Annotated in this window: 26 protein-coding genes and 1 tRNA gene; 22 read left to right on the top strand and 5 right to left on the bottom strand. The window is 63.7% G+C overall.

The window, feature by feature from the left end; translation table 11 throughout:
* Positions 1 to 118: 118 nt before the first annotated feature.
* From tkt to WAB17_RS12990, 6 genes are all read left to right on the top strand, one after another.
* Complete coding sequence (gene tkt / locus WAB17_RS13015) at positions 119 to 2,089, top strand: transketolase (protein WP_435417770.1); 1,971 nt, start codon at positions 119 to 121, stop codon at positions 2,087 to 2,089.
* Between the two features lie 18 nt (positions 2,090 to 2,107).
* Positions 2,108 to 3,115 carry a type I glyceraldehyde-3-phosphate dehydrogenase gene (gap, locus tag WAB17_RS13010; protein ID WP_435417769.1) on the top strand — a complete coding sequence of 336 codons (1,008 nt, stop codon included), beginning with the start codon at positions 2,108 to 2,110 and terminating at the stop codon, positions 3,113 to 3,115.
* A 12-nt stretch (positions 3,116 to 3,127) separates the two neighbouring features.
* Positions 3,128 to 4,327 carry a phosphoglycerate kinase gene (locus tag WAB17_RS13005; protein ID WP_435417768.1) on the top strand — a complete coding sequence of 400 codons (1,200 nt, stop codon included), beginning with the start codon at positions 3,128 to 3,130 and terminating at the stop codon, positions 4,325 to 4,327.
* Positions 4,324 to 4,782 (top strand): PaaI family thioesterase, encoded by a 459-nt coding sequence (locus WAB17_RS13000; protein WP_435417767.1) that lies wholly within the window; start codon positions 4,324 to 4,326, stop codon positions 4,780 to 4,782. The genes WAB17_RS13005 and WAB17_RS13000 overlap by 4 nt, the downstream gene beginning before the upstream one ends.
* 2 nt (positions 4,783 to 4,784) lie before the next feature.
* The gene (locus WAB17_RS12995; protein ID WP_435417766.1) at positions 4,785 to 5,432 is read left to right on the top strand and encodes a 2OG-Fe(II) oxygenase family protein; all 648 of its coding nucleotides are present in this window, start codon (positions 4,785 to 4,787) and stop codon (positions 5,430 to 5,432) included.
* A 79-nt stretch (positions 5,433 to 5,511) separates the two neighbouring features.
* Positions 5,512 to 6,396, top strand: coding sequence for a fructose bisphosphate aldolase (locus WAB17_RS12990; protein ID WP_435417765.1), 885 nt, complete (start codon positions 5,512 to 5,514; stop codon positions 6,394 to 6,396).
* A 2-nt stretch (positions 6,397 to 6,398) separates the two neighbouring features.
* Here WAB17_RS12990 and WAB17_RS12985 read toward each other — a convergent pair whose 3' ends face one another.
* Positions 6,399 to 6,797, bottom strand: a complete 399-nt coding sequence (locus WAB17_RS12985; protein WP_435417764.1) for a hypothetical protein — start codon at positions 6,795 to 6,797, stop codon at positions 6,399 to 6,401.
* A 39-nt stretch (positions 6,798 to 6,836) separates the two neighbouring features.
* On the opposite strand from WAB17_RS12985, the gene thiE reads away from it, so the two are divergent.
* Genes thiE through WAB17_RS12970 form a run of 3 tightly spaced genes read left to right on the top strand, consistent with a single transcriptional unit; the run spans position 6,837 to position 9,427 of the window.
* A complete protein-coding gene (gene thiE, locus WAB17_RS12980; protein WP_435417763.1) occupies positions 6,837 to 7,499 on the top strand; it encodes a thiamine phosphate synthase in 663 nt (220 codons plus the stop codon).
* A 48-nt stretch (positions 7,500 to 7,547) separates the two neighbouring features.
* A complete protein-coding gene (locus WAB17_RS12975; protein WP_435417762.1) occupies positions 7,548 to 8,771 on the top strand; it encodes a L,D-transpeptidase family protein in 1,224 nt (407 codons plus the stop codon).
* Positions 8,768 to 9,427, top strand: coding sequence for a M23 family metallopeptidase (locus WAB17_RS12970; protein WP_435417761.1), 660 nt, complete (start codon positions 8,768 to 8,770; stop codon positions 9,425 to 9,427). Before WAB17_RS12975 ends, WAB17_RS12970 begins: the two co-directional genes overlap by 4 nt.
* Positions 9,428 to 9,436: 9 nt before the next feature.
* On the opposite strand, the gene WAB17_RS12965 is transcribed toward WAB17_RS12970, so the two are convergent.
* On the bottom strand, positions 9,437 to 9,838 hold the full coding sequence (locus WAB17_RS12965) for an elongation factor P (protein WP_435417760.1): 402 nt from the start codon (positions 9,836 to 9,838) through the stop codon (positions 9,437 to 9,439).
* A gap of 111 nt (positions 9,839 to 9,949) precedes the next feature.
* Between WAB17_RS12965 and efp the strand changes: the two genes are divergently transcribed.
* The 7 genes from efp (at position 9,950) to WAB17_RS12930 (ending at position 15,732) form a co-directional block, all read left to right on the top strand.
* Complete coding sequence (gene efp, locus WAB17_RS12960; RefSeq protein ID WP_435417759.1) at positions 9,950 to 10,513, top strand: elongation factor P; 564 nt, start codon at positions 9,950 to 9,952, stop codon at positions 10,511 to 10,513.
* Between the two features lie 25 nt (positions 10,514 to 10,538).
* Positions 10,539 to 10,889 carry a hypothetical protein gene (locus WAB17_RS12955; RefSeq protein ID WP_435417758.1) on the top strand — a complete coding sequence of 117 codons (351 nt, stop codon included), beginning with the start codon at positions 10,539 to 10,541 and terminating at the stop codon, positions 10,887 to 10,889.
* Between the two features lie 19 nt (positions 10,890 to 10,908).
* The gene (locus WAB17_RS12950) at positions 10,909 to 11,727 is read left to right on the top strand and encodes an inositol monophosphatase family protein (protein WP_435417757.1); all 819 of its coding nucleotides are present in this window, start codon (positions 10,909 to 10,911) and stop codon (positions 11,725 to 11,727) included.
* Positions 11,728 to 11,764: 37 nt separating this feature from the next.
* A tRNA-Leu gene (locus WAB17_RS12945) sits at positions 11,765 to 11,849 on the top strand.
* 69 nt (positions 11,850 to 11,918) lie between these two features.
* Positions 11,919 to 12,503 carry a hypothetical protein gene (locus tag WAB17_RS12940; protein ID WP_435417756.1) on the top strand — a complete coding sequence of 195 codons (585 nt, stop codon included), beginning with the start codon at positions 11,919 to 11,921 and terminating at the stop codon, positions 12,501 to 12,503.
* Positions 12,504 to 12,560: 57 nt separating this feature from the next.
* Complete coding sequence (locus WAB17_RS12935; protein WP_435417755.1) at positions 12,561 to 14,366, top strand: SLC13 family permease; 1,806 nt, start codon at positions 12,561 to 12,563, stop codon at positions 14,364 to 14,366.
* Between the two features lie 37 nt (positions 14,367 to 14,403).
* The gene (locus WAB17_RS12930; protein WP_435417754.1) at positions 14,404 to 15,732 is read left to right on the top strand and encodes an amidohydrolase; all 1,329 of its coding nucleotides are present in this window, start codon (positions 14,404 to 14,406) and stop codon (positions 15,730 to 15,732) included.
* A 2-nt stretch (positions 15,733 to 15,734) separates the two neighbouring features.
* Here the strand turns inward: WAB17_RS12930 and WAB17_RS12925 are convergent, their stop codons facing one another.
* From WAB17_RS12925 to WAB17_RS12915, 3 genes are all read right to left on the bottom strand, one after another.
* Positions 15,735 to 16,298 carry a hypothetical protein gene (locus WAB17_RS12925; protein WP_435417753.1) on the bottom strand — a complete coding sequence of 188 codons (564 nt, stop codon included), beginning with the start codon at positions 16,296 to 16,298 and terminating at the stop codon, positions 15,735 to 15,737.
* Between the two features lie 132 nt (positions 16,299 to 16,430).
* On the bottom strand, positions 16,431 to 16,604 hold the full coding sequence (locus WAB17_RS12920; RefSeq protein ID WP_435417752.1) for a hypothetical protein: 174 nt from the start codon (positions 16,602 to 16,604) through the stop codon (positions 16,431 to 16,433).
* Positions 16,605 to 16,620: 16 nt separating this feature from the next.
* The gene (locus WAB17_RS12915; protein ID WP_435417751.1) at positions 16,621 to 18,219 is read right to left on the bottom strand and encodes an isocitrate lyase; all 1,599 of its coding nucleotides are present in this window, start codon (positions 18,217 to 18,219) and stop codon (positions 16,621 to 16,623) included.
* A gap of 139 nt (positions 18,220 to 18,358) precedes the next feature.
* Between WAB17_RS12915 and WAB17_RS12910 the strand changes: the two genes are divergently transcribed.
* The 6 genes from WAB17_RS12910 to WAB17_RS12885 all read left to right on the top strand — a co-directional run bounded on the left by WAB17_RS12910 (position 18,359) and on the right by WAB17_RS12885 (position 26,908).
* Positions 18,359 to 19,735, top strand: coding sequence for a helix-turn-helix domain-containing protein (locus WAB17_RS12910; protein ID WP_435417750.1), 1,377 nt, complete (start codon positions 18,359 to 18,361; stop codon positions 19,733 to 19,735).
* Between the two features lie 106 nt (positions 19,736 to 19,841).
* The gene (locus tag WAB17_RS12905; protein WP_435417749.1) at positions 19,842 to 20,153 is read left to right on the top strand and encodes a hypothetical protein; all 312 of its coding nucleotides are present in this window, start codon (positions 19,842 to 19,844) and stop codon (positions 20,151 to 20,153) included.
* A gap of 123 nt (positions 20,154 to 20,276) precedes the next feature.
* Positions 20,277 to 21,662 (top strand): TIGR03013 family XrtA/PEP-CTERM system glycosyltransferase, encoded by a 1,386-nt coding sequence (locus WAB17_RS12900; RefSeq protein ID WP_435417748.1) that lies wholly within the window; start codon positions 20,277 to 20,279, stop codon positions 21,660 to 21,662.
* Positions 21,659 to 23,770 (top strand): XrtA/PEP-CTERM system histidine kinase PrsK, encoded by a 2,112-nt coding sequence (gene prsK, locus WAB17_RS12895; RefSeq protein ID WP_435417747.1) that lies wholly within the window; start codon positions 21,659 to 21,661, stop codon positions 23,768 to 23,770. The genes WAB17_RS12900 and prsK overlap by 4 nt, the downstream gene beginning before the upstream one ends.
* A 3-nt stretch (positions 23,771 to 23,773) precedes the next feature.
* The gene (gene prsR, locus WAB17_RS12890) at positions 23,774 to 25,138 is read left to right on the top strand and encodes a PEP-CTERM-box response regulator transcription factor (RefSeq protein ID WP_435417746.1); all 1,365 of its coding nucleotides are present in this window, start codon (positions 23,774 to 23,776) and stop codon (positions 25,136 to 25,138) included.
* A gap of 42 nt (positions 25,139 to 25,180) precedes the next feature.
* Positions 25,181 to 26,908, top strand: a complete 1,728-nt coding sequence (locus WAB17_RS12885; protein WP_435417745.1) for a tetratricopeptide repeat protein — start codon at positions 25,181 to 25,183, stop codon at positions 26,906 to 26,908.
* Positions 26,909 to 26,932 lie beyond the last annotated feature (24 nt).

The following is a 26,932-nucleotide window of genomic DNA, read 5'->3' as shown; positions in this document are numbered from 1 at the left end:
ATGTGGAGCCCAGCGCCGCTGTCCTTGACCTTGCCGGACGCCTCCGCAAAGGGTTCGCGCGAGCGAATCGCACCCTCCCGTCCTGCCGCGCGTGCCGCGTTACCGGAGCCACCTGTCCATGAGCCTCGACCCCGCCCGCCTTGCCCCCATGGCCGATGCCATCCGGGCGCTTTCGATGGATGCGGTGCAGGCGGCGAATTCGGGCCATCCGGGAATGCCCATGGGCATGGCCGACGTGGCGACGGTGCTGTGGTCGCAGTTCCTGAAATTCGATCCCGCAGCGCCCAAGTGGCCGGACCGTGATCGCTTCGTGCTCAGCGCCGGCCATGGCTCGATGCTGATATACTCGCTGCTGCACCTGACCGGTTACGCCGCGCCGACGATGGATGACATCCGCAACTTCCGTCAATTAGGCAGTGTTTGTGCCGGACATCCCGAGAATTTCGAGCTCGACGGGGTAGAATGCACGACCGGTCCGCTGGGTCAGGGCTTGGCAATGGCTGTCGGCATGGCACTGGCAGAGCGGCATCTCAATGCCGCGTTCGGTGATGATCTGGTCGATCACAAGACCTGGGTGATCGCCGGTGACGGCTGCCTGATGGAAGGGATCAATCACGAAGCGATCGGTCTTGCCGGGCACCTCAAGCTGGGGCGGTTGAACGTCTTGTGGGACGACAATCGCATTACCATCGACGGCGATACGGACCTGTCGACCAGCGAAGACATCGCCGCACGCTACACGGCGACCGGGTGGCATGTGACGTCATGCGACGGCCACGACTTCGCCGACATCGCCCGCGCGCTGGCCGAAGCCCAAGCCGATCCGCGCCCTTCGCTCGTCGCCTGTCGCACAGTGATCGGGAAGGGCGCGCCCAACAAGCAGGGTGGTCATTCGGTGCACGGCGCGCCCCTCGGCGCGGACGAGATTGCCGCCGCGCGCGAACACCTGGGCTGGAGCGCAGCACCTTTCGAGATACCGGGCAAGATCCTTTCCGACTGGCGCTCGCTCGGCGCACACGGGGCGGCGGCCCGGGCGGAGTGGGAAGGGCGGCTCTCGGCCCATCCGGAAGGGACCGAATTCTCGCGCCGGATGAACGGCGAATTGCCTGCCGACAAAGGTGCGGCGCGGGAATACCTCGCCAGCCTCGTTGCCGAGCCGGTCAAGGTTGCGACCCGCAAGGCGAGCGAGATGGCTTTGGGGCCGCTGACCGCATCGATCCCCGAGCTGGTAGGTGGCTCGGCCGACCTGACCGGATCCAACCTGACCAAGACGGCCTCGACCGATCCGCTGACGCCGGACAACTACGGCGGGCGCTACGTCTATTACGGCATTCGCGAGTTTGGCATGGCCGCTGCAATGAACGGCATGGCGCTGCACGGCGGCATCATCCCCTATGGCGGTACCTTCCTCGTTTTTGCCGACTATTGCCGCAATGCGATCCGCCTTTCGGCGATCCAGCGCGCCCGCGTAATCTACGTCATGACCCACGACAGCCTCGGCGTGGGCGAGGACGGGCCGACGCACCAGCCTATCGAACATGTGATGAGCTTGCGGGCGATCCCGAACCTACTGGTGTTCCGTCCGGCTGACGCGATCGAAACCGCCGAGTGCTGGGCTCTGGCACTGAAACAGTCTGACCGCCCGTCGGTGCTTGCCCTCACGCGGCAGAATCTCCCCCAGTTGCGGACCGAAGCCGAAATGAAATCGGCCCGCGGGGCTTATCGCCTCAAGGCCGCGGATGCGCCGCGGCAGGTGGTGCTGCTAGCGACCGGCTCGGAAGTCTCGCTTGCCGTTGATGTTGCGGCCGCGCTGGAGGCCAAGGGCATCGGGACCGACGTGGTTTCCATGCCGTGCGCAGAATTGTTCGACGAACAGGACGCAGCCTACCGGTCGGATTTGCTCCCAGAAGGGGTGCTCAAGGTATCCGTCGAAGCCGGGGTCACGCTGGGCTGGCAGAAGTATGTCGGCAACGGCCTCACCATCGGCATCGACACGTTCGGGGCGTCTGGCCCCGGCCACCAGTTGTTCAAGCATTTCGGCTTCTCGGTCGAAGCCATCGTTCCTCAAATTCTCGCCCGCCTGGGCTGATTCATCAGGAGTTCTCCCATGACCACCAAGGTTGCCATCAACGGTTTCGGACGCATCGGCCGCCTCGTCGCGCGCGCCCTGCTGGAGCGAACCGATCACGATCTCGAACTGGTCAGCATCAACGACCTCGCCGATACCAAGGCCAACGCCCTGCTGTTCGGGTTCGACAGCACCCATGGCCGCTTCCCCGGCACGGTGGAGGTCGATGGAAATGACCTCGTCGTCAACGGCAAGCGCATCCATGTGACCAGCGAGCGCAATCCAGGCGACCTGCCGCACAAGGACATGGGCATCGAACTGGTGATGGAATGCACCGGCTTCTTTCAGTCGGACGAAGCGGCCCGGCCGCACATCGCCGCAGGCGCCAAGCGCGTCGTAATCTCGGCGCCGGCGACCGGCGTGTCGAAGACGATCGTCTATGGCGTGAACCATGACACGCTGACCGCCGACGACGACGTGATCTCCAACGCCAGCTGCACGACCAACTGCCTCGCCCCCGTGGCCAAGGTGCTGCACGAGCTGGTGGGGATCGAGCGCGGGTTTATGACCACGATCCATAGCTACACCAACGACCAGCGTATGCTCGACCAGATGCACAGCGACATGCGCCGGGCCCGTGGCGGCGCGCAGAACATGATCCCGACCACCACCGGTGCTGCGCGGGCCGTCGGCCTGGTGCTCCCGGACCTCAAGGGCAAGCTCGACGGTTCGTCGGTCCGCGTGCCGACCCCGAATGTCAGCCTGATTGACCTGACCTTCGTTCCGGGCCGCGAAACTACCGCCGAGGAACTCAACGCCGCGTTGAAGGCTGCCGCCGAAGGCCCGATGAAGGGCGTGCTCGACTACACCACGCAGCCGCTGGTCAGCACCGACTTCAACCACCATCCGGCCAGCTCGACCGTGGACAGCCTCGAAACCGCCGTGCTCGAAGGCAAGCTTGCCCGCGTCGTCAGCTGGTACGACAACGAATGGGGCTTCTCGAACCGAATGATCGACACCTCGGGCGTGGTGGCGAGCTTCCTTTAAGGGGATCGACTGATGGCCGCCTTCAAAACCCTCGACGATCTTGGCGACATCAGCGGCAAGGTCGCGCTCGTCCGCGTCGATCTGAACCTGCCGATGCACGAGGGCCGGGCGAGCGATGTGACGCGCGTCGAGGCGGTCAAGCCGACCATCCTCGAACTGTCGGCCAAGGGTGCCAAGGTTCTGTTGCTCGCCCATTTCGGGCGACCCAAGGGCGCGCGGCATTCGACCATGAGCACCAGCATGGTGCAGGGCGACGTCGAGCGCGTGCTCAACCGGGAAGTGATGTTCATCCCCGAAGTCAGCGGCCCCGTGGTCGATCAGGCGATCGGCATCCTCGGACCAGGTGACATCGGCCTGCTCGACAATGTCCGCTTCTGGCCGGGCGAGGAGGCAAACGATCCCGCCTTCGCCCGGGCCATCGCGGCGCATGGCGATTTTTACGTCAACGATGCCTTCAGCGCCGCCCACCGCGCCCACGCCTCGACGGAAGGGCTGGCCCATGTGCTTCCGGCCTATGCAGGGCGGGCGATGGAGGCGGAATTGAAGGCGCTCGACGCTGCGCTCGGCAATCCGCAGACCCCGGTCGCGGCAGTCGTGGGCGGGGCCAAGGTCTCGACCAAACTCGACGTGCTGCAGAACCTCGTCGGCAAAGTGCAGCACTTCATCATCGGCGGCGGCATGGCGAACACCTTCCTCGCCGCGCGCGGGGTCGATGTCGGCAAGAGCCTGTGCGAACACGACCTGGCCGACACCGCCAACGCTATCATGGACGCGGCCGACCATGCCGGTTGTACGGTGCATTTGCCCTATGACGTCGTGGTAGCGAAGGAATTTGCCGCCAACCCGCCCAGCTTGCGCACCTGCAACGTCCATGAAGTCGCCGCCGACGAGATGATTCTCGATGTCGGCCCGCAGGCGGTCGAGGCGTTGGGCGATGTGCTCAAGACCTGCCGCACGCTGGTGTGGAACGGGCCGATGGGCGCGTTCGAGATCGAGCCTTTCGATGCCGCCACCGTGGCGCTCGCCCGCACTGCGGCTGCACTGACGCAGGACGGTTCGCTGGTCTCGGTCGCGGGCGGGGGCGATACCGTCGCAGCCCTCGCACATGCCGGGGTCACCGACGATGTGACCTACATCTCGACCGCGGGCGGGGCCTTTCTCGAATGGATGGAAGGCAAGGAACTGCCGGGCGTAAAGGCTCTCGAGGCGTGAGCGAGCAGCCACCGGAGAATGCCGGCGGACGCAGGCCCTGCACCGAAGGCGAGTTCGCCGGCTGGACATATTGGCACGGCGATCCATTCGAGGACCGTGCCGGGCCTTTCTATGAACGGCAACTCGACGACGGCAGCATGCTCGTCGCCATGCGCGCCGAGCCGCGTCACATGAATGGCGCCGGCTTCATGCATGGCGGTTGCCTGATGACCTTTGCCGACAGCGCGCTCTTTTCCATCGCGCGCGACGAATTGCTCGACCATCACGCGGTGACATTGAGCCTGACCGGCGATTTCCTGGAACCCATTTATGTCGGCCAACTGGTCGAAGCACGGGGCGAGGTCGTCCGTGGTGGCGGCAAGACGATCTTCGTCGCCGGCATCGTCACTGCCGACGGCAAGCCGTCGCTCCGTTTCAACGGCATCGTTCGCAAGGTCGGACGCCGGACACACTGACCATGGCCGAAACCCGCCGCCTGTTCTCGACGCCCTTCGTGATCGACACACTGCAGAGCGCGGCGGGGCTCGCGGCGCTAAGGCAGGCCATCGAGGCGGAGCACGCCCGCGACCAGCAAGGCGTTTCCATTTCCAATATCGGCGGGTGGCATTCCAATACACAGATGCTGCACTGGGGCGGGGAGGCGGCGCGCGCCCTGGCCTTCAAGGCGATGCAGATGGCCGATGCCCAGACCATCGATGCAAAGAGCCCGCAGGCAAGCCGCTTCGGCTGGATCCCGGAGATGTGGGCGAACATCAGCCACAAGGGTCATGCCAACCAGTACCACTTCCATCCGGGTAGCTTCTGGTCGGCAGTCGCCTATATCGACGACGGTTATGATGGCGATGCAGACCCGGTTCTTGGCGGCGAGCTGCAGTTGCTCGATCCGCGCATGCCGATGGTGCGCATGACGGCACCGGATCTGCGTATGGTGGATGCCGACGGTCAGGCGCAAGACAACGAGCTGTCGATCCGGCCGGCGACCGGCATGATCGTGCTGTTCCCTAGCTGGCTGCAGCACGCCGTTCGTCCCTTCGCGGGAAGGGGCAGCCGCATTTCCGTCGCCATCAACCTTATCCCCGCGCTGAAAGCGCAAAACGCGCCATAACCCAGTTGCCCGGGGCATCCGCTCTGGCTAAAGGCCCGCGCATTCGTATGCACACCTTGCCCACAGGAACTGGAACCCGATGACTTTCGAAGAGATGACCGCCCGCATCGCCACTGGACAAGGCTTTATCGCCGCGCTGGACCAGTCGGGCGGTTCGACCCCCAAGGCGCTGCGGGGCTACGGTGTCGACGACGAGGAATGGTCGGGCGACGATGAGATGTTTGCCCAGATCCATGCCATGCGCAGCCGCATCATCGAAAGTCCGTGCTTCGGCAATGGCAAGGTCATCGGTGCGATCCTGTTTGAGAAAACCATGGAAGGGACAAGCGGCGGCAAGCCTGTCCCGGAGCGGCTCAGGGAACGCGGCATCGTCCCCTTTCTGAAGGTCGATAAAGGCCTGGAAGACGAACGCGACGGCGCGCAACTGATGAAGCCCAACCCCGGCCTCGAGGACATGTGCGCCCGGGCTAGGGAACTGGGCGTGTTCGGGACCAAGATGCGCTCGGTCATCAAGGCGAACAACCCCGCCGGGATCAAGGCCGTGGTGCACCAGCAGTTCGGGGAAGGCGCGCGGATCATCGCCAGCGGCCTGATGCCCATTCTCGAACCCGAATACGACATCACCGCTGCGGACCGCGCGGAGGGTGAGGCCGTAATGCTCGAAGCTATCCACGAAGGGCTGGGCGCCCTGCCGGAGGGGCAGCAGGTCATGCTCAAGCTCTCGATCCCGAAGACCGCAGGCCTTTACACGGGACTCACCGCCCATCCCAAGGTGCTGCGCGTGGTGGCGCTTTCGGGCGGCTATTCGACCGACGAGGCTTGCGAGGAGCTTGCGAAGAACCCTGGCATGATTGCCAGCTTCAGCCGCGGACTGTTGCAGGATTTGCGCAAGGGGCAGACCGACGAGGAGTTCGACGGCGTGCTGGGCAAGGCGATCGACCAGATCGCGACTGCTTCCGCCTGACTTCAGCGCGGCTCGTAGACGAAGCGATATTGAGCCGGGGCAATTTCCGCGCCTGTTGTGCGGCCCGGCTCGCCCGAGACGAGCGCGATGACGTGGCCGTGGGTGGCGTAGGTTTCGCCCAGCGTGATGTTGGTCGTATCCCGCCATCCCGCGCCGTCGACCCGCGTTTCCACGATCAACCTGCCGGCCCAGGCGCAGCGCGCGTTGATCCGGCATCGGCTGTCCTCGACCACTCTCTTGGGCGTGACGACGACGGCGCCCGCCTGGACCGGCTGGTCGAGTGCAACCGGCGTCAGTTCGGCGCGCGGTCGACCCTCCACGACGGGCGCGTCGGGTATCACTGCGCAGGCCGCAAGGGCGGTAACCACGATGGGCAGGACGAAAAGGGTAAGGCGCTTCATGCAGCGCAGATAGCGCGCCCTCGGCTTGCCTCAATCTGAATGTCGACGAACCGCGCCATTGGCGATACGGAGCGCGCCATGACCGATTGCCAGCTCTACCTGATTTCCCCGCTCGAAGTCGGCGAGGAGTTTCCCGCCCGGCTCGAACGTGCCCTCGATGCAGGCGAGGGCATCGTGACCGCCTTCCAGTTCCGGGTGAAGGGGATGGACCAGCACGATGCGGCACGCCTTGCCGAACCCTTGCAAGCGATCTGCGTTGCACGCGACGTCGCTTTCATTGTCAACGACAGCATTGCGCTGGCGAAACGGCTAGGTGCCGACGGGGTGCATTTGGGGCAAGGCGACGGCGATCCGAAAGATGCGCGGGCGCAGCTCGGCCGTGAGGCTCAGATCGGGGTCAGCTGCCATGCGTCGCGGCATCTTGCCATGGAAGCGGGCGAGGCCGGGGCGGATTACGTCGCTTTCGGCGCTTTCTTCCCGTCGTCGACTAAGGAAACCGATCATCGGCCCGAACCGGAACTTCTCGAATGGTGGGCATCGCTGTTCGAGATTCCCTGCGTGGCAATCGGCGGCATCACTCCGGAGAACTGCCGGCCGCTGATCGAGGCAGGAGCGGATTTCCTCGCCGTGTCGGGCGCTGTCTGGAATGGCGATGAAGTCGCGGCCATCAAGGCATTCTCGGAGCAAATCTCGAACGCGTGAGTTGATTGCGCATACGCGGCCAGACGGTTCGCGGCTGCGGAGAGACACATGCGCTTGAGAAAATTCCATTGCCTGCCAATCGCTTCGGCACTCGCTCTCGCTGCGTGCGGTCTCAATGGTACCGATCGCGAGAAGCAAGGGGAGGCCGGGCAAACGGCAGAGGCTGCTCCCGACGACTTCGGGTACGACACCTACGGCGGAGACAACCTCGCCGACTCCATGGCCTCGAACGACGAAGCCTACATGGAGGGCGCGATGTCCGGGCAGGGACTCCCCGATTCCGACGAACGCCCGATCATGCAGGCGCAGGTCGTGCTCGACCGGATCGGCTTCGGACCGGGCGTGATCGATGGCAAGATGGGGATGAGCACTGAAAATGCCCTGCGCGGGTTCCAGGAGGCGAATGCGCTGGAGATCACGGGCAAGCTCGATGAACCGACGCAATCCGCCCTCGCTCAATGGGAGCGCATCCCGGCCACCCGCGTCGTAACAATACCGGGAAGCTGGGGCACAGCCGATTACAAGGCCATTCCCGAAGATCCGGCGGAGCAAGCCAAAGTCGGGAAAATGGGGTATCGTTCGCTGGACGAACGTCTGGCCGAACGATTTCACACCACGATCGCCGTGCTCCGGATGCTCAATCCGGGTGGCCAGCCTGCCGGTGCCCCGCAGGGCAAGGGCCCCAATCCACAGCCCACGCCGACGCCCGACATCGGACGTCCCGACGGCGAGGAACCCAGCTATTTCCAGGCTGGCCAGCAGATCAGGGTACCTAACATAGGCGGCGACCGGATCACCCCGGGATCGCTCGACAATCGCGACTGGCAGATGACGCTCGCCTCGCTCGGGGTCGGGACCGAGCAGCCCGAAGTGGACCGCGTGGTGGTCAGCAAGGCAGGCAAGACCCTGAAGGCCTATGCCGGTAACAGGCTTGTCGCATTGTTCACTGTCAGCTCCGGATCGTCGGAATTTCCCCTACCGCTCGGCGATTGGAAGATCCTAGGCGAAGCCTTCAATCCGCCTTACGCCTACGACCCCGAAGTGCTCGGCAAGGGAGACGGCAAGAGCTACCAACTGCCGCCAGGTCCCAATTCACCCGTCGGCGTCGTCTGGATCGACCTGAGCAAGGAGCATTACGGCATTCATGGCACGCCCGACCCGGAGACGATCGGGCGCGCGCAGAGCAGCGGTTGCGTGCGGCTGACCAACTGGGATGCGGCGCGTCTTGCACAGATGGTGTCGCAGGACACGAAGGTACAGTTCGTGGCATGAGCGCGCTGGGGAACCTCGACCGGCTGGCGACGATTGTCGTAACTGCAGCCGTCACCTCCGGCCTCTGGTACGCAGGCACCTCGGGCCTGCTTGAATTGAAGCGCGGGCCGGGTTCCGTCCCGGAAATCGACGAAACTTCTGGCACCCCGGATGGACCGGCAGCCGCGCCGCGGTCGCTGGAAACGCGCAAGGAGGAATTGCCGACAGCCGGCGGAAATCTGGAGCTTATCATTCCCGTGGCTGGAACAGAGCCGGCCGCGCTGGTGGACACATTCTACGATGCGCGCGGCGAGGGCAGCCGCCTGCACGAAGCGATCGACATCATGGCGCCCACTGGCACGCCGGTTATCGCAGCCGCAGAAGGAACGGTCGAAAGGCTTTTCCGCTCGGCTGCAGGCGGCCTCACGGTCTACCTGCGTTCGCCCGACCGCCAGACGATCTACTATTATGCCCACCTCGACCGTTACGCCGCCGGTCTGCGTGAAGGTCAGATCGTCAAGGCGGGATCACCGCTCGGTGCTGTCGGCTGGACGGGCAATGCGAGTGAAGATGCGCCGCACCTGCATTTCGCGATCATGCGGACCACAGCCGATGCCGATTGGTGGGAACCGGCAAACCCGATCAATCCCTATCCCTTGCTGACCGCGCCGCGATGATCCCAACGCCTATTGCAGCGGCCCGGTGCGGACGCAACGGGCCCGCGACAGCGACCGGTCGGAATTGATCTGGCGGAGCATCGTGGTTCCGACCAGTCGATACCGTTCGTCCTTGAGCGGGCCGCGCGTAAACACCAGTTCGTCACCGGCGAGCAGGTAGGTGCCGTCGCCATCCGGATGGAGATAGCGCGAAGCGTTCTTGATCGAAAACCGCTTGCCTTCGATCGGCACCCAGGCCGCACCCCCGGCATCGCCCGGAAGCGAGCACTGATACCGACCCACCGGCAGCGTACTCAAGCTATCGGCGGTGCGGGCAAGTGCGGGCAGCACGGGAAATGCCAGCAGGCAGCCAGAAAGGCACAAGGCAACAGACGAAAGGGTCGCGGGCTTCATGCGGTGAATCGATATCATGCCCGCGCCCCTAGTTCCACCAACCTTGCCCGCAGGTGAGCACATCGCTATGGGGCGCTCGAAATACCGTGCTGCGCCGATGCGCACACATCCCACTAAAGGCTCTTCGACATGAAAATCAGCGGCGTGGACATCCGTCCCGGCAACATCCTCGAATATGAAGGCGGCATCTGGAAGGTCGCCAAGATCCAGCACACCCAGCCCGGCAAGGGCGGGGCCTACATGCAGGTCGAGATGAAGAACCTCATCGACGGCCGCAAGACCAACATCCGCTTCCGCAGCGCCGATACGGTCGAAAAGGTCCGGCTCGATACCAAGGACTACCAGTTCCTCTATGAAGACGGCGACATGCTGGTTTTCATGGACAAGGACACCTACGAACAGATCAACCTGCCGAGCGACCTGCTGGGCGATGCCCGCCCGTTCCTGCAGGACGGCATGGAGGTCATGCTGGAGCTGTGGGACGAGCGACCGATCTCGGTCGAACTGCCCAATCATGTCGAAGCGACGATCGTGGAAGCCGATGCAGTGGTGAAGGGTCAGACCGCATCGTCGAGCTACAAGCCTGCCATGCTCGACAACGGCGTGCGCATCATGGTGCCGCCGCATATCGAAAGCGGCACCCGCATCGTGGTCGACGTCTACGAACAAAGCTATGTCGGCAAGGCCGGCTGATCCAACCACGCGAACCGAGGCTGCCATGGCGGACAAGCATCCAAAGCTCGACAAGATCGATCTCGACCGCAGTTTCATTCTGGGCGTCATCTACGACGACAAGTCGCTGGCGCTGGAAATGGACTTCCGGCTCGAGGCTGACCATCCCGACTTCGTCCCGCCGCAGCCGGGCGAGGACGGATGCTACAAGCAGGGCTTCGTCCGCTTTGCCGATCTCGACGATTTCCATATCCGCAAGACCAAGGTGGTCGAAGGCGAGCAGCAGGACCTCAGCGTCATCCATTCGGCGATGATCACGGAAGATTATGCCCACATCGACAGCGGTTGGGGCGAAATCGAACTGACCGCGGGCTCGATCCGCGTCGCGTTCGACTGACAGGAAAGTAACAGTACCAATGGCAGCCGTATCGGGTCTCATCCGCGTGATGGAGAAAGCCGCACGCAAGGCGGGCGGGAAGCTGCGTCGCGACTTCGGCGAGATCGAGCACCTGCAAGTGAGCCGCAAGGGCCCGGCCGATTTCGTGTCGAAGGCGGACCAGGTTGCCGAGCGTACGATCTATGACGAGCTGCTCCATGCTCGCCCCGACTGGGGCTTCGTGCTGGAAGAGGCGGGCATCATCGAAGGTGATCCGACCAAACCGCGCTGGATCATCGATCCGCTCGACGGGACCAGCAACTTCCTCCACGGCATCCCGCATTTCGCGATCAGTATCGCGGTGCAGGAACCAAAACTCGACGGTTCGGGCTGGGGTGAGGTAACCGCCGGTGTGATTTACCAGCCCATCACCGACGAGACCTTCTGGGCGGAGAAAACCCGTGGCGCGTGGCTGCACGATGCGCGGCTGCGCGTTTCGGCGCGGCGCACGCTCCCCGAAGCGCTCGTTGCCACCGGGATCCCATTCCAGGGCCATGGCGACTTCGCTGAATGGAGCCGCATCTTCGGTGCGATAGGGCCGGAGGTCGCGGGTATCCGCCGGTTCGGCGCGGCATCGCTCGACCTCGCCTGGGTTGCCGCCGGCCGCTATGACGGGTTCTGGGAAAGCGGCCTCAATGACTGGGATACCGCTGCCGGTTGCCTGCTGGTGCGCGAGGCCGGCGGCTTCGTGACCGATTATCGCGGCCGTTCGCAACCCGTGCATTCGGCGCAGGTACTGGCCGCAAACGATGCCTTGCATTCGAAGCTGCACAAGCTTCTCGCGAACGCCTTGAAGTAATGGGCAAGCGGGTTTAACAGCCCCTCTCCCACGGTTAGCCCCTGTGGTGGAATTGGTAGACGCGCTCGACTCAAAATCGAGTTCCTTACGGAGTGCCCGTTCGAGTCGGGCCAGGGGCACCATTCTTCGTGCATCGCCGTAACCGTACCCCTCGTGGTACGAACCTGTTTCTAGATAACAGGGGAACGGTCATGAACTTCACACCGCGCGGCGCATCCACGATGGTTGTCATCGCATTGCTTGCAACTGTGGCGACACAGCTTTTCTACATTGCCGTAGTCTCACCCGCAGACGACGCCCTTCTTCGGAAGATCACCTGGTTGACCGAGATGGCTGCGTTTTCGCTGATGTCGGTATGCGCTCTGGCGCTGGTCGCCCGCGGTTCCATGCCCCTGGTATGGTCGGCCGTTGCGCTGGCCGGTCTGGTCAATATTCTGCAAGTCGGGATCGGGCTGGCGCAGTTCGGTCCGGCCGGGGAAGCGGCCGATCCGAAGGTTTTTGCTGGCGTCCTCGCCGGTGCATTCTTCCTTTATTTCCATGGCAAGGCCATGCTCGGCATCGCGGCACTGGGCCTCGGTTTCGGAATGTGGAGGTCAGGCACGCGGCTGGGCAAGTTGCTTGCCACTCTGGGGATTGTCTCGGGGCTGGTCGCTGCCGGGCTTGGCCTGCTCGGTATGGCGGGCGGCATGGCCTGGGTTTTCCCGGCGGGCGCTGCCGGCACGTCTGCAACGGCAATACTGGCTAACCTTATCCTGGCGAGGCGCGAAGCGGGATGAGCCTGCCGGTCTAGCCATTGCCGTTCCGCGCAAGCGGGGCTAACCCCGTGGCGCATCATGATTGCTGCCCCATCCCCGCACGCTCTTGCCGCCATGGTGGTTACGATTGCGATGTTCGTCGCTTTCGCGCGCGGACGCATGTCGGTTGAGATCGTGTCCTTGATGACCATCGCGGTAATCGCCGTGGGGCTGTACTTCTTCCCCTTGCCCGAGACTCGGCCAACGGACGGTCTGGCAATCGCTTTTTCCGGCTTCGGCCACCACGCGCTCATTACGATATGCGCGCTGATGATCATGGGGCGGGGCCTGGTGGTGACTGGGGCGCTGGAGCCTGCTGCACACTTCCTGGAGCGGGTCTTCAAGTACAACCTGCAGCTCGGTTTGCTGGTGAGCCTGCTGATGGCCTTCCTGCTCTCCATGGGGGTGAACGACACGCCGGTGCTCGTCCTGCTGCTGCCGATCCTCGTCTCGCTGGCGGCGCGCGGCGGCATGCCCGCATCGAAGACGCTCATCCCCGTCAACGCGGCGGTATTGATCGGCGGGATGGCCACCACCATCGGCACGTCGACCAATATTCTGGTGGTTTCGATCGCGAGTGACCTCGGCATGCAGCCGATGGGGGTGTTCCATTACACGCCGATCGTCCTGGTCGCCGCCGCAATCGCGTTGCCTTACCTCTGGCTGGTGATGCCGAGGATGTTGGGCGATAACAGGGTTGAAGACCCGCACCAGAAGCGGCGGTTCTACACCAGGTTGCGGATTGGCGAAGGGTCGTCACTGGTGGGGCAGGACGTCGCCCAGCTGCTGCGCAAGCTGCCAGCCGACATTACCGTTCACGACACTGTCGAAGGGGCCATCGACGCGCAGCAGCGCTTGCTGATTTCCGGCACCCACGACGGTCTCGAAGAGGCGATGCGGGTCATCGGCGGCGAGGTGGCGCCAGTCTGGGTGATCGACAGGATCCGCCGCAAATCCGTCGAAACTAGGGAGGATATCGCGGTTGTCGAGATGACGGTCACGGGCGATTCGCGCCTGATCGGCCGGTCCATGCCGACCTCCGGGATTGCCGATCTTTACGGTGTTGCCGTGCTCGGCATCCACCGGCCCGACCGGCTCGTCGGCGACCGGACGCAGTATTCCACCGCTGGCGACCTCCTGATCGCGGAAGGCGACGTATTCCTGGTGATGGGAATTCCCGCCGATTTGCAGGCATTCGCCCGTGCCGACAGCCTGCTCCAGCTCGAGGGGATGAGGGAGCTGCCGCGCAAGTCGAAAGCGCTGCTGGCCGCCGCGATCATGGTTGGATCGGTCGGGCTTGCGTCGACAGGCCTGCTTCCGATCGCCATTTCCGCCCTTGCGGGGGCGATCCTCATGTTCGTGACGGGATGCGTCAAGTTTGACCGGGTAGGGCGAGCCTTATCCGCCAAGGTCATCGTGCTGGTCGCAGCCAGTATCGCCATCGGCCGGATCATCGACGAAAGCGGCGCGGCAGACTGGCTAGGCCTTGTCCTCGCGAGCGGCCTCCAGCATCTTGCGCCCGCGTTTGTCCTGGCAGCGATCATGCTGTTCGTGACGGCGCTGACCAATTTTGCATCGAACGCGACTGCCGCTACCGTCGGCACGCCCATCGCCTACAGCATTGCCACACGCCTCGGGCTGCCAGCGGAGCCGCTGGTGCTGGCCGTGCTGTTCGGCTGCAACCTGTGCTATGCAACGCCGATTGCCTATCAGACCAACATGCTCATTATGTCCGAGGGCTCATATCAGTTCAGGGACTACATCCGGACGGGCGTGCCACTTGTCATCCTGATGGTGACGACATTATCGATCCTGCTGGTGCTGACCTATCCCGGCATGGCATAGGTGCGCCAGGCGGGTGTCAAGCAAGGGGGAGTAATCGATGCCGAAGACCTGGGCCGTTACCGGAGCGATAGCGCTGGCATTCTCGGCATGCCCGGCCAGCGCGGACGACCTGCGCGCGGATGTGGCGCAGGACATGCCCCGCTTGATGGAAATCTACCGTGATCTCCACGCCAACCCCGAACTGAGCTTCGAGGAGGTGCGGACCGCTGCCAAGCTCGCCGCGATTGCTCGCGAACTGGGCTTCGAGGTGACCGAAGGAGTCGGCAAGACGGGCGTCGTCGCCGTGATGCGCAACGGCGATGGCCCGACAGTCATGCTCCGTGCCGACATGGACGGTTTGCCGGTCATCGAACAGACGGGCCTGCCGTTTGCTTCCAAGGTCACTGCAACGCCCGCGTCGGGGGTCACGACCGGCGTCATGCACGCCTGCGGGCACGATACGCACATGGCCGCCTGGGTCGGCGCCGCACGGGCGTTGGTCGAGCGCAAGGATCAGTGGTCGGGAACCCTCGTCATGATCCTGCAACCGGCGGAGGAGATCGGTCTCGGCGCGCTCGCCATGCTGGAAGACGGCCTTTACCAACGCTTCCCCAAGCCCGACTACGTGCTCGGTTTCCACGATGCGGCCCAGTTCCCTGCAGGAATGCTCGGTTTTACCTCAGGCTACGCACTGGCCAATGTCGATAGCGTCGACATACTGGTGAAGGGCGTCGGTGGGCATGGTGCGTATCCGCATACGACGCGTGACCCGATCGTGCTTGCCAGCGCCATCGTAATGAAGCTGCAAACGCTCGTCAGCCGCGAGAAATCGCCGCTGGAGCCCGCTGTCGTGACCGTGGGGAGCTTCCTGGCAGGTGCGAAGCACAACATCATCCCCGACGAAGCCAGGCTGCAATTGACCGTGCGGTCTTATAGCGACGAATCGCGCAAGCAGTTGCTCGACGGCATTGCGCGCATCGTTCGCGGCGAAGCGATTGCGGCAGGCATTCCGGAGGACCGGATGCCGGTGGTGAAGATCGAGGAGACCTACACCCCCTCGACCTACAATACGCCCGAGCTGACCGCGCGCGTCATGGCTGCCATGCAAACCCGCTTCGGCCCGGAGCGGGTTGCTGCAGTGCCGCCCGTCATGGGCGGCGAGGACTTCAGCCAGTTCTATCGTGCCGACCGCGAAAATGTGGAATCGCTAATTTTCTGGGTCGGCGGTGTACCGCACGACCAGATGGCGGCGGCCGAGCGTGGGGAGATAGTGCTGCCGTCATTGCACAGCCCCTTCTGGGCTCCCGACGCGGAGAAGGTGATTGCCACGGCCAGCGAAGCGATGGCGGCAGCGACGCTCGATCTCATGGCCCGCAAGGGCGGCTGAGCCTACTCGTCCATCGACTCTTCCAGCACGATAGCGTTGCCGGCCACCGAGAGGTCCGGCCGGGCCCTGCTGCGCGAAGCCGCCGCCAATTTCTTCATCGCGGCGCGGCGTTCTTCCGGCGTCCCGATGACCATAGGGTCATTGGTGCCGGCGAGCGACTTGCGCACTTCGCTGGGCAGCTTGAACCAGTCCTCTTCCGACAACCCGAGCCTGCCCCAGACCGTTTTCCCGTTCTTCTCAACGGAGGCTACGGTGATGAAATTGTTGGGGTCCACGGAGCCAATGCCGGTGCCGACACCTGCGATGGCGATCGAATTGCTCGAGCCGAACGATCCGCCACCCGAGGCGCCATCGCGGCGGATGATTTCCCGGTTGGTGCTGTATTTCTTGGATTCTTCCTGAAGCTGCGTGCGTTCCTGTTGCGCCCGCACCTTGTCTTCCAGGGCTTGGGTAGCCTCGCCGTCCGCCATGATGCCGACCAGCGCCGTGGCCGCGACGGTAAACACCGCGAAGTGGCGGTACAGCTTCGCAGGGTCGGTTTTCTGGTGCTTGCGATTGCGGACCATGACGCGTCCTTAGCGCAAAGCGGTTAATCATTCGCAAGTGCGGGAGCGGCCAAAGGCCGGAATTGTCACGGCCGCCGGGGAATGGTTCCCCGACGGCCGTGATCTCCTCCCCAGGAGATTCGGTCTATTCCCTCAGCCGTAGTTACCCAGGCGGTGGTGCAGGGCGTTGATCTTAGCCAGTTCTTCGCGGTCCTCGGTCGCCTTTGCATGGCTCTCGAGCGCACGGCGCAGAAGCTTGAAGTCGGCCGTAGAAAGCAGCGCCCGTGCTCGGCCCGGCTCCGTCGGCTTGGTGTCGGTATCGGTCATCGTCATTGCTCCTCTCCTAGGCAGCTTCGAACTGGTTCATCGTGTTGTGCGCTCCGCCGGCCTTGAGCGCGGCTTCGCCGGCGAAATACTCCTTGTGATCATCGCCGATGTCCGAGCCGGCCATGTTCTGGTGCTTGACGCAGGCAATTCCCTGGCGGATTTCCTCGCGCTGGACGTTCTTGACATAGCCCAGCATCCCGTCGTCACCGAAGTACCGCTTGGCGAGATTGTCGGTGCTGAGGGCAGCCGTATGGTAAGTCGGCAGCGTGATCAGGTGATGGAAAATTCCTGCCTCGCGCGCCGCATCGCGCTGGAAGGTCCGGATACGCTCGTCCGCTTCCGCAGCCAGATCGGTCGCATCGTAATCCACGCTCATCAAGCGGTCGCGATCGTATGCGGATACGTCCTTCCGGGCTTCGGCCCAGGCGTCGTAGACCTGCTGGCGGAAATTGAGCGTCCAGTTGAAGCTCGGCGAATTATTGTACACCAGCTTGGCATTGGGGATCACCTCGCGAATGCGGCGGACCATACCGCCGATCTGGCCGATGTGCGGCTTTTCGGTTTCGATCCAGAGCAGGTCGGCGCCATGCTGGAGCGAGGCGATGCAGTCCATCACGCAGCGGTCCTCGCCGGTTCCGGCACGGAACTGGTAGAGGTTGCTGGGCAACCGCTTGGGACGCAGCAGCTTGCCTTCGCGGCTGATGAAGACATCGCCGTTCCGGATGTCGGCCGGGTCCACTTCCTCGCAATCGAGGAAGCTGTTGTACTGGTCGCCAAGATCGCCTTCTTCCTTGGTGTAGGCGATCGACTTGGTCAGGCCGGCGCCGAGCGAGTCGGTGCGCGCGACGATGATCCCGTCGGGAACGCCGAGTTCGAGGAAGGCGTAGCGGATCGCACGGATCTTCTGCAGGAATTCCTCGTGCGGAACGGTGACCTTGCCGTCCTGGTGGCCGCACTGCTTCTCGTCCGAGACCTGGTTCTCGATCTGGAGCGCACAGGCACCTGCCTCGATCATCTTCTTGGCGAGCAGGTAGGTTGCTTCCGCATTGCCGAAGCCGGCGTCGATGTCTGCGATGATCGGCACGACGTGCGTCTGGTGCTCGTCGATCTTGCGCTGCAAGCGATGGATGTTGACCGCATCCTTGGCCTGCTTGGCCGCATCGAGCTCGCGGAAGAGGCCGCCGAGTTCGCGTGCATCGGCCTGGCGAAGGAAGGTATAGAGTTCGCCGATCAGCGCCGGAACGCTCGTCTTTTCATGCATCGACTGGTCGGGCAGGGGGCCGAACTCGCTGCGCAGCGCGGCGACCATCCACCCCGAGAGATAGAGGTACCGGCGCTTGGTGCTGCCGAAATGCTTCTTGATCGAGATCAACTTCTGCTGGGCGATGAACCCGTGCCAGCAACCCAGCGACTGGGTGTAATTGGCAGGGTCAGCGTCATAGGCAGCCATATCCTCGCGCATGATCTTTGCCGTGTAACGTGCGATGTCGAGGCCGGTGGGGAACCGGTTCTGGATCTGCATCCGGGCCGCCGATTCAGCATCGATGGCATTCCAGGGCGCGCCGTTGGCCGCAATGGTCTTGTCCAGGGCGGTGATGGCTTGCTGATAGGTCACGAGGAAACTCCTGATTGGACGAGTGCTGTCGAGCCAAATGCCACCAGGAATGTGACGAAACCAGAGATTCTTACAGACTTTCTTGTCCTATTGCGCTAGTTCAGCAACTAATCGGTGTAATGTTGTAAGGAAAGTTACAATGACAGAAGGGTCTCTGTTCGCCGGTCCGGCTTTGCGGCGCCTACGGAAACGCGAAGGCATGACGCAGACCGCCATGGCCCAGCGGCTCGGCATTTCAGCCAGCTACCTGACGCTGATGGAGCGCAACCAGCGCCCCCTGTCGGCGAGGGTCATCGTGCGGCTGGTCGACCAGTTCGACTTCGATGCGCGGGGCCTCAAGGAACACGATGCGATCGGAGGGTTCGAAGGGCTGCTTCGCCGCCTAGGCGACGAGCGCTTCGCTGATCTGGGAATCGATCGAGACGAAGTGTCCGACTTCCTCTCGAATGCGCCGCAGGCCGCGGCTGCCTTTGCCCGACTATTTGATGCGCAGGGAAGTGCGAGCGCCGGGGATGACGATCCGCTTGCCGCGTCGCGCCGGGAAATCGAACGCTGGCGCAACCATTTCGCCGATCTCGACGCAGCGGCCGAGCAACTGGCCGACGAAATGCGCCTCTCGCGCCAGGAAGTCTTCGCGGCCATCAGCGACAGGCTGCGCGAACGCCACCATCTCGCCATCCGCATACTTCCACGCGAAGTCCTTCCCGGAACCATCCGCCGGCTCGATTTCCATGCCCGCCAGGTGCAGCTTTCGGAAATGCTGTCGCCTGCCTCGCGCAGCTTCCAGCTCGCCCTGCAAATCGCCGAATTGGAGCAGGGCCCGACCATCGCTGCGATCGCGGCCGGTGCGGGCTTTGCCGACGATACGGCGCGCAAGCTCTTTGAACGGCATCTGTCGGGCTATTTCGCCGCGGCACTGATGATGCCCTACTCCCGCTTCCTGCGGGCTTGCGAGTCCACCGGTTACGATCTCGAGGTCTTGACCCGCCGGTTCGGAGCCAGCGTGGAACAGGTAGCCCATCGCCTGACCACCCTGCAGCGGGTCGGGCAACGCGGGCTGCCGTTCTTCATGGCGCGCATCGATCGGGCCGGGCAATTCTCGAAACGCTTTGCCGGTGCCAGCGGTGCGGCATTGGTTGAATCCGAACACAGCTGCCCGCTGTGGCAGGTGCATCAGGCCTTCGGCCGCCGCGACGGCTGGCTTGTGCAGCCCGTCCTGCTCGAAGAAAGCGCGGGCGGGCCCACGCACTGGGTCACGATGAGTTACGCCGTGGCATCTGCCGAGGGTGCGTCGTCGGGGCAATTCGCGATCGTCCTGGGGATCGAAGCAAGGTTGGCAGGTGATCTCGCCATGGCACGGGGTATCTCGCTCCGGCCCGAGGATGCCACGCGGATCGGGCTCGGATGCGCTCGGTGCTATTGGTCCGAGTGCCGCCAGCGCGCGCTGCCGCCTGCAGGCGCACCGCTGAGCTTCGAGTTGATCGCTCGATCCGACCGGCCCTTCACATTCACCTGATCCGGAGCGGGCACCTGATCCGAAGCGGGACACCGCAAAAGCTCCGTGCGCACGTCCGGAACCAAGTTTCCAGCGCGACCGTTTAGGCGGTCTTGGAGGAAACCCTATGACCGAAGAACGCATTGTCCGTACCGAAAACCCAGACGGTACCACCTCGACCACCCATACCACCGTCATCTCGGACCGTAGCGAGAGCGGCGGCGCCGGCAAATGGATTCTCATAATCCTGCTGCTGGTGGCGCTGGTGGGCGGGGCCTATTTCCTGACCCAGATGTCTGACTCCGAGATTGCCAAGGACGCGGCAATCACCGACGCTGCCGAAGAAGTCGGCCAGGCTGCCAACGAAGTGGGCGAAGCTGCCCAGGACGCCGGTCAGGCCGTTTCCGACGCAGCCGACGAGCTCGCCCCCGCGGAGTAAGGCCGTCTTAACCATCGATCCCGGCAAGATTGCTGGAGCGACGCGGACGCTGTAAAATTTACCGACATTTCATTTCTCTGCCCTAGTGCTCCGGTCGATTGGCAAGGAGTGCAGGGCAGAGAGATGATCCGCCTGTTCAAGCATTACATACCTCACGCAGTCCTTCTTCTGGGACTGTTCGACCTTGCCTTGCTCCTGCTGGCTGGCGAGATCGCATGGGTCGTGCGCTCTTCGCAGATCGACATTGACCCAGGACCGTTCTCGGAACGGATATGGCCGCTGCTCAACTTCGCCATGATCGTCTGGACTGCCATGATCGCGGTCGGCGTCTACGGAGCAGAGGCGCTGCGGTCTATGCAATATGCCGGCACCAGGCTGCTGGTCGCCATCAGCCTCGGCATAATCGCCATGGCCGTTCTCGACTTCATTTTACCGGGTTCGGCTCTCTGGCGCTCCACACTGTTCTACGCGATGATGCTGTCGATCGGCGTGCTCATCGTGAACCGTTTGATCCTTGCGAGCCTGCTCGGCACATCCGCGTTCCGTCGCCGTGTCGTCGTCCTCGGGGCAGGGGGGCGCGCCAAGCGGCTCGCCGATCTCGCTGCACGGCCCGAAAGCGGCTTCGTCATCGTTGGCTATATCTCCATGACCGATGCAGTGCGCGAAGTGCCGGAGGCGATTGCACGCGACGCCATTCATGATCTCGGCCTGTTTGTCAGCAACCTGGGGGCCAGCGAGGTGGTGCTGGCGCTGGAAGAGCGGCGCAATTCGCTACCGCTGAAGGACTTGCTGCGCATCAAGACGAAGGGCGTTCACGTCAACGAGTTTTCGAGTTTCCTCGAGCGCGAGACGGGGCGGGTCGACCTCGATACCGTCAATCCAAGCTGGCTGATCTTCTCCGACGGCTTCAGCGCCGGGAGAACCCTTTCCAGTGCTGCCAAGCGTGTATTCGACATTCTTGCGAGCGGCCTGCTGCTGGCCCTGACATTCCCGGTCATCGCGATATTTGCCCTGGCCGTTAAGCTCGACAGCAAAGGACCCGCGTTCTTCCGGCAGCCGCGCATCGGCCTCTACGGCCAGGTTTTCGATGTCATCAAGCTGCGCTCGATGCGGACCGATGCCGAGAAAGATGGCGCCAAATGGGCCAGCAAAGACGATCCGCGCATTACCCGCCTCGGTCGGTTCATACGTAAGGTCCGCATCGACGAGTTGCCCCAGACCTGGAGCGTGCTCAAAGGGGAAATGAGCTTCGTCGGTCCTCGGCCCGAGGTGCCCAAGTTCGTCGACGAGCTGGAACAGCAACTGCCGTACTATGCCGAACGTCACATGGTGAAACCGGGCATAACCGGCTGGGCGCAGATCAATTACCCCTATGGCGCCAGCATCGAGGATGCGCGTCACAAGCTGGAATACGACCTTTACTATGCCAAGAACTACACGCCGTTTCTTGACCTGTTGATCCTCTTGCAGACGCTGCGCGTCATCCTCTGGTCGGAAGGGGCGCGATGACGGGCGTACCCGGCATCTGGATACTGGCCTCCCAGGCGCTGCATCTGGCCGGCGCGGCTGCCTGCATTCTCGCGCTGGTATGGCTAGTGCGCCGGCCCCATGCCAAGCGCAGCGACCGGCGGCCGACGATGATGGCGCTCGCGCTCACCTGCGTGTGGGCAGCCCTGGTCGCAGCCTACGGCCCCGAGTCCGCCTCGGCCTCGCTAGCTGAGACAGCGCGGGACCTCTCCTGGCTGCTCGTGGTTTACCGCCTGTTCGCACACGACGGTCGCGACCTCAGCATGGCCGAGGTGCGACCGGTGGTCATGGCACTTGCTTTTGTGGAAATGATGCAGCCGGCCTTGCTGTTCGTGTCCATAGAATGGCCGCTCAGCACCGCAATCGTCGAAACAACACGGCAGATCAGCGCGCTGTTCGAAATTCTCGTCGCCGTCGGCGCTCTTGTGCTGCTGCACAACCTGTACGTCGGTGCGGCGGCCGATACCCGCGATGCCGTGCGCTGGAGCGCGTCGGGACTGGCAGGCTTCTGGGCCTTCGAACTGAACCACTACGTCGTCTCCTATCTGGCAGGCGCAGCTGTCCCGCAATTCATCGCGGTTCGCGGAGCAATCGCCGGCCTCATGGCGGTTCCGCTGGTTCTCGGCGTCAGCAACGGCCTGGCGGGCAGGAAGCTCCGCGCCAGCCAGTCGGTCGCCTTCCAGAGCCTCTCGCTCCTGGTGATTGGTGTCTATCTCATTGTCATGTTCGTCGCGGCCGAGCTGGTGGCCACGATCGGCGGTGACCTGGGACGACTGGCCCAAGTGGCGTTCCTGCTCACTGCGGCGACAGTCACGCTCTTGTGGCTTCCCTCCAAGCGACTGCGGGGATGGCTGCGGGTGACTGCCCTCAAGCACCTGTTCCAGCATCGGTACGACTACCGAGAGGAATGGATGCGGCTGACCCGTACGATCAGCCATCACGGCCGAGGCGGCCAGAGCCTGTTCGAACGCTCGGCCAAGGCTATGGCAGATATCGTCGACAGTCCTGCGGCTATCCTGTGCCTGCCGGGCGAAGACGGCATGTTTCGCGAAGCCGCAAACTGGAACTGGCCGACTGCCGACCGGGAACTGCCGGCGCTGCCAGCCGACTTTACCAGCTGGCTCGAGCGCGAGGATTTTGTGATCGAGATCGGCGCGCATGGGAAACTTGCGGGCAAGGATATGCCGGTCCTGCCCGACACGATACAAGCCCTGGCCGAGGCCTGGGTCGTTGTGCCCCTCATCCACTTCGACCGGCTCGGCGGGGTAATGCTTCTTGCCCGTTCCCCACACCACCGCGCGCTCGATTGGGAGGACTTCGACCTCCTCAAGGTCGTCGGTCGCCAGTTGGCCAGCTATCTGTCGGAACACGAAAGCCACGGCGCACTGATGGAGTCGGCGAAATTCGACGATTTCAACCGGCGGATCGCGTTCGTCATGCATGACATCAAGAACCTCGCGAGCCAGCTTTCCCTGCTCGCCCGCAACGCCGAGCGGCACGCGGAGAATCCGGAATTTCGCAAGGATATGCTGATCACACTGCGGAGCGGATCCGACAAGCTCACGCAATTGCTCGCGCGCCTCGGCCGCTACGGTACGGGGACCGGGCAGCCTGCCGAACTGGTTGAAACCGATCTCGGGGTTTTGGCCGTTCGGGTTGCCGAGCGATTCCAAGGGGTCCACCAGGTGTCCGCGACAAGGCTCGATCCCTGCTGCGTCCTGGCGGATCCCGACGCGCTCGAACAGGCGATCGTGCATCTCGTGCAGAATGCGGTCGACGCCAGCAACGCGGATATCCCGGTCTGCATCGACGTGTCGACCGACGGTCTCATTGCACGGATCGAGATTGTCGACAGCGGTTGCGGGATGGATGCCGAATTCATCCGTACCCGGCTGTTCAAGCCGTTCGTGTCGTCGAAAGACGGCGGCTTCGGCATCGGTGCCTTCGAAGCGCGCGAACTCGTGCGCGCGATGGGGGGGCGGCTCGATGTCCAGTCCCGCACCGGAATCGGCACGCGCTTCACCATTTCCATCCCGCTCGCCCAGGCGGCGCGGTTCCTGAAAACCGGCCCATCGCAGGAGGTCGCTTAAGCAATGACAGACAGCAAACCCAAGCTGCTGGTCGTCGAGGACGATCCCGGCCTCCAGGCCCAGCTCAAATGGGCTTACGAAGATTTCGATGTCGTCATCGCCGGCACGCGCGAGCAGGCCCTTGCGGCCTTGCGGGCAGACGAACCCGCAGTTGTGACCCTCGACTTGGGCTTGCCGCCCGATCCGGACGGGACCAGCGAGGGCTTTGCCGTGCTCGATGCGATCATGGCGATGAAGCCCGATACCAAGGTCATCGTTGCATCCGGGCACGGCGCAAAGGAAAGCGCCCTCGAGGCCATCGCTCACGGCGCTTATGATTTCTACCAGAAGCCGGTCGATATCGATCAGCTCGGGCTCATCGTGCGCCGTGCCTTTGCCCTGCATGCGATCGAGCGCGAGAACCGGCGACTGTCACAAAAGATCGGCGAAGAGCGCAAGGTGCTGGGCACCATGATCACCGCCGCCCCGGAGATGGCCAAGGTCGCCCGCACGATCGAGCGGGTTGCGGATACCGACGTATCGGTGGTCTTGCTCGGCGCCAGCGGCACCGGCAAGGAACTTCTCGCGCGCGGCCTGCACGAAGCCAGCAACCGGCGCGATGCGAATTTCGTTGCCATCAACTGCGCCGCCATCCCCGAAACCCTGCTCGAAAGCGAATTGTTCGGGCACGAAAAGGGGGCGTTCACCGGCGCGGTCAAGACGACCGAGGGCAAGATCGAGCAAGCCCATGGCGGCACCCTGTTTCTTGACGAGGTCGGCGACATCCCGTTGCCCTTGCAGGTCAAACTGCTGCGGTTCCTGCAGGAGCGGACGATCGAACGGGTCGGGGGGCGCATGCAAATCGCTGTCGACACCCGGATCGTGTGCGCGACGCATCAGGATCTCGAAGCGATGACCGCGGCCGCCACGTTTCGCGAAGACCTGTTCTATCGCCTGGCAGAGATCGTCATCAAGGTTCCCTCGCTGGCCGACCGGCCGGGCGACGCCACTCTGTTGGCGAAGGCGTTCCTTAACCGGTTCGCGCGCGACATGAACCCGCAGGTCAAAGGTTTTGCGCCCGATGCGCTGGCCGCGATCGACGGCTGGAGTTGGCCGGGCAATGTGCGCGAATTGGAAAATCGCGTGAAGCGGGCCGTCATCATGGCCGATGCCCGGTTGGTCAGCGCAAGCGACCTCGACCTGCCGCTGGACAATGGCGACGGCAGCAATGTGCTGAACCTCAAGGCCGCGCGCGAACTGGCCGATCGCCGTGTCATCCGTCATGCACTGGCACGCAGCGAAGGCAATATTTCGAGCACGGCCAAGATGCTCGGCATCAGTCGTCCGACCTTGTACGACTTGCTCAAGCAATACGATCTCCAGGCCTGAGGATCGCGCGTGCGGTATTGGTTCGTCCTCTTTGCACTGCTTGTGAGCGGCGGCTGCGACCGGGCGGAGGCCCCGCAGCAGCCACTCGATCGCGCGAAGTCCGCGCTGGCAGCAGGCGACGGCTTCGGCGCTGAGCTGGCACTGCGCGAGATGCTGGATGCCGGAACCCCGAAGGTCGAAATCGCCGCACTCATGGGCGAAGCCGAACTGTTGCAGGGGCAGTTGGTCGAAGCGCGTCACTGGCTTGGTAGCGGACAGTTCTCGCCGGCCGATGCGGGCCGTGGGTTTCACATTCTCGGACGGCTCGAAATGCGCGAAGGCAATTTGCCGGCCGCCGGTCAGGCCTTCGATCGCGCTTTGCAGTTCGCGCCCGAAAGCGCGCGGCTATGGGTCGATATCGGTCGGTTGAGATATCGCGGCGGCGAACAGGCGATGGCAGTCGATGCAGCGGTCAAAGCCGTTGCACTGGGTCCCGAAGAGCCCGATGCGCTTCTCTTCCGCGGGCAACTCGCGCGGGATTCGCAAGGCGCCCATGCCGCCCTCCCGTGGTTCGAGAGAGCGATGGCAGCGCAGCCCGGCCATCTCGACATACAGGCGGAATATGCAGCAACGCTCGGCGAGGCTGGCAAGGCTACCAAGATGCTCGAGGTGCTCCGCGCCATCACCGAGCGCAATCCCGGATACCAGCGCGCCTATTTCCTGCAGGCGGTGCTGGCAGCGAGGTCCGGCAACTTTTCCCTGGCGGAAAGGTTGCTGGCCCGCGCCGGCAGCGATGTGAAAGCTAGTGCGGCCGGCAGCCTGCTTGCCGGTATCGTGGACCTGGAAAACGGCAATTTTGCCAGCGCGGCGCAGGAACTCGACCGTCTGCACCGGCAACAGCCTGAGAATCGCCGCGTGCGCGACTTGCTCGCCCGGGCCCTTGCGACAGCGGGCAACCATCGGGAGCTGGTTCACCGATTCGACAAGGCGGCGCGGCTCGAAAGCGCATCGCCCTATTTCCGGACACTCGTTGCGCGGTCGCACGAAGCGCTCGGGCAGCGCAAGGAAGCGGCTTCGCTGCTCGATCTGGCCAACAGGCCGCAGACAGGCAATTTGATTGCGCTGGCGCCCGAACGGGACACCGCCACCATCATGCCGGGAAATCCGGCAAATGCGCTCGACGCACTCACCTCGGTCCGATCGCTTATCAGTTCCGGCAATCCGGCAGGTGCGGTGCAAGCAGCCAACCGCTTTCTGGCTAGCTTTCCCGGTTCTGCCGACGCCCTCGCCTTGGCCGGCGACGCGCAACTGGCGTCAAGAAATGTCGGGGCCGCGCTGGGTTATTACCGCCAATCGGCAACCATCCGTCAACCGTGGCTGCTTGCGCGCAAGCGCTTTGCAGCGCTTCAGGCGGTGGGCCGCAAGGAGGAGGCGATCGCCATCCTCCGCAACTACCTTGCAGGGCATCCCGGCGCCGTCGAAGCGGCGGTCGTACTGGCCCGCGTGGAGCATGATCGCGGAAATCTGCCAGCATCGGCCGCACTGCTTGATCACGCCCTTGCTGCAGGAGCCGGCAGCGATCCCGAAATCCTCGCATTGCGAGCCGTTGTCGCAATGCGGATGCGCCAGCGGGACGTGGCGGACAGCATGGCCAGAAGGGCTATGGCATTGCAGCCCGGCCATCCCGCCAGCGTGCAGGCCATGGCGCTGGTCGGCAACGGCCGCCTCAAAACAGCATTGCTGGCAAAACTCGGCAAATCCGGCGGCACCGCGCGCATCGCGATGCGCTAACGCTGCGTCCTCGACAAGCGGTCC

Source organism: Parerythrobacter aurantius (genome assembly GCF_045291475.1).
Classification (GTDB): domain Bacteria; phylum Pseudomonadota; class Alphaproteobacteria; order Sphingomonadales; family Sphingomonadaceae; genus Parerythrobacter; species Parerythrobacter aurantius.
Note: the sequence above shows the minus strand (reverse complement) of the source record. Positions and strands in the feature narration are given on the sequence as shown.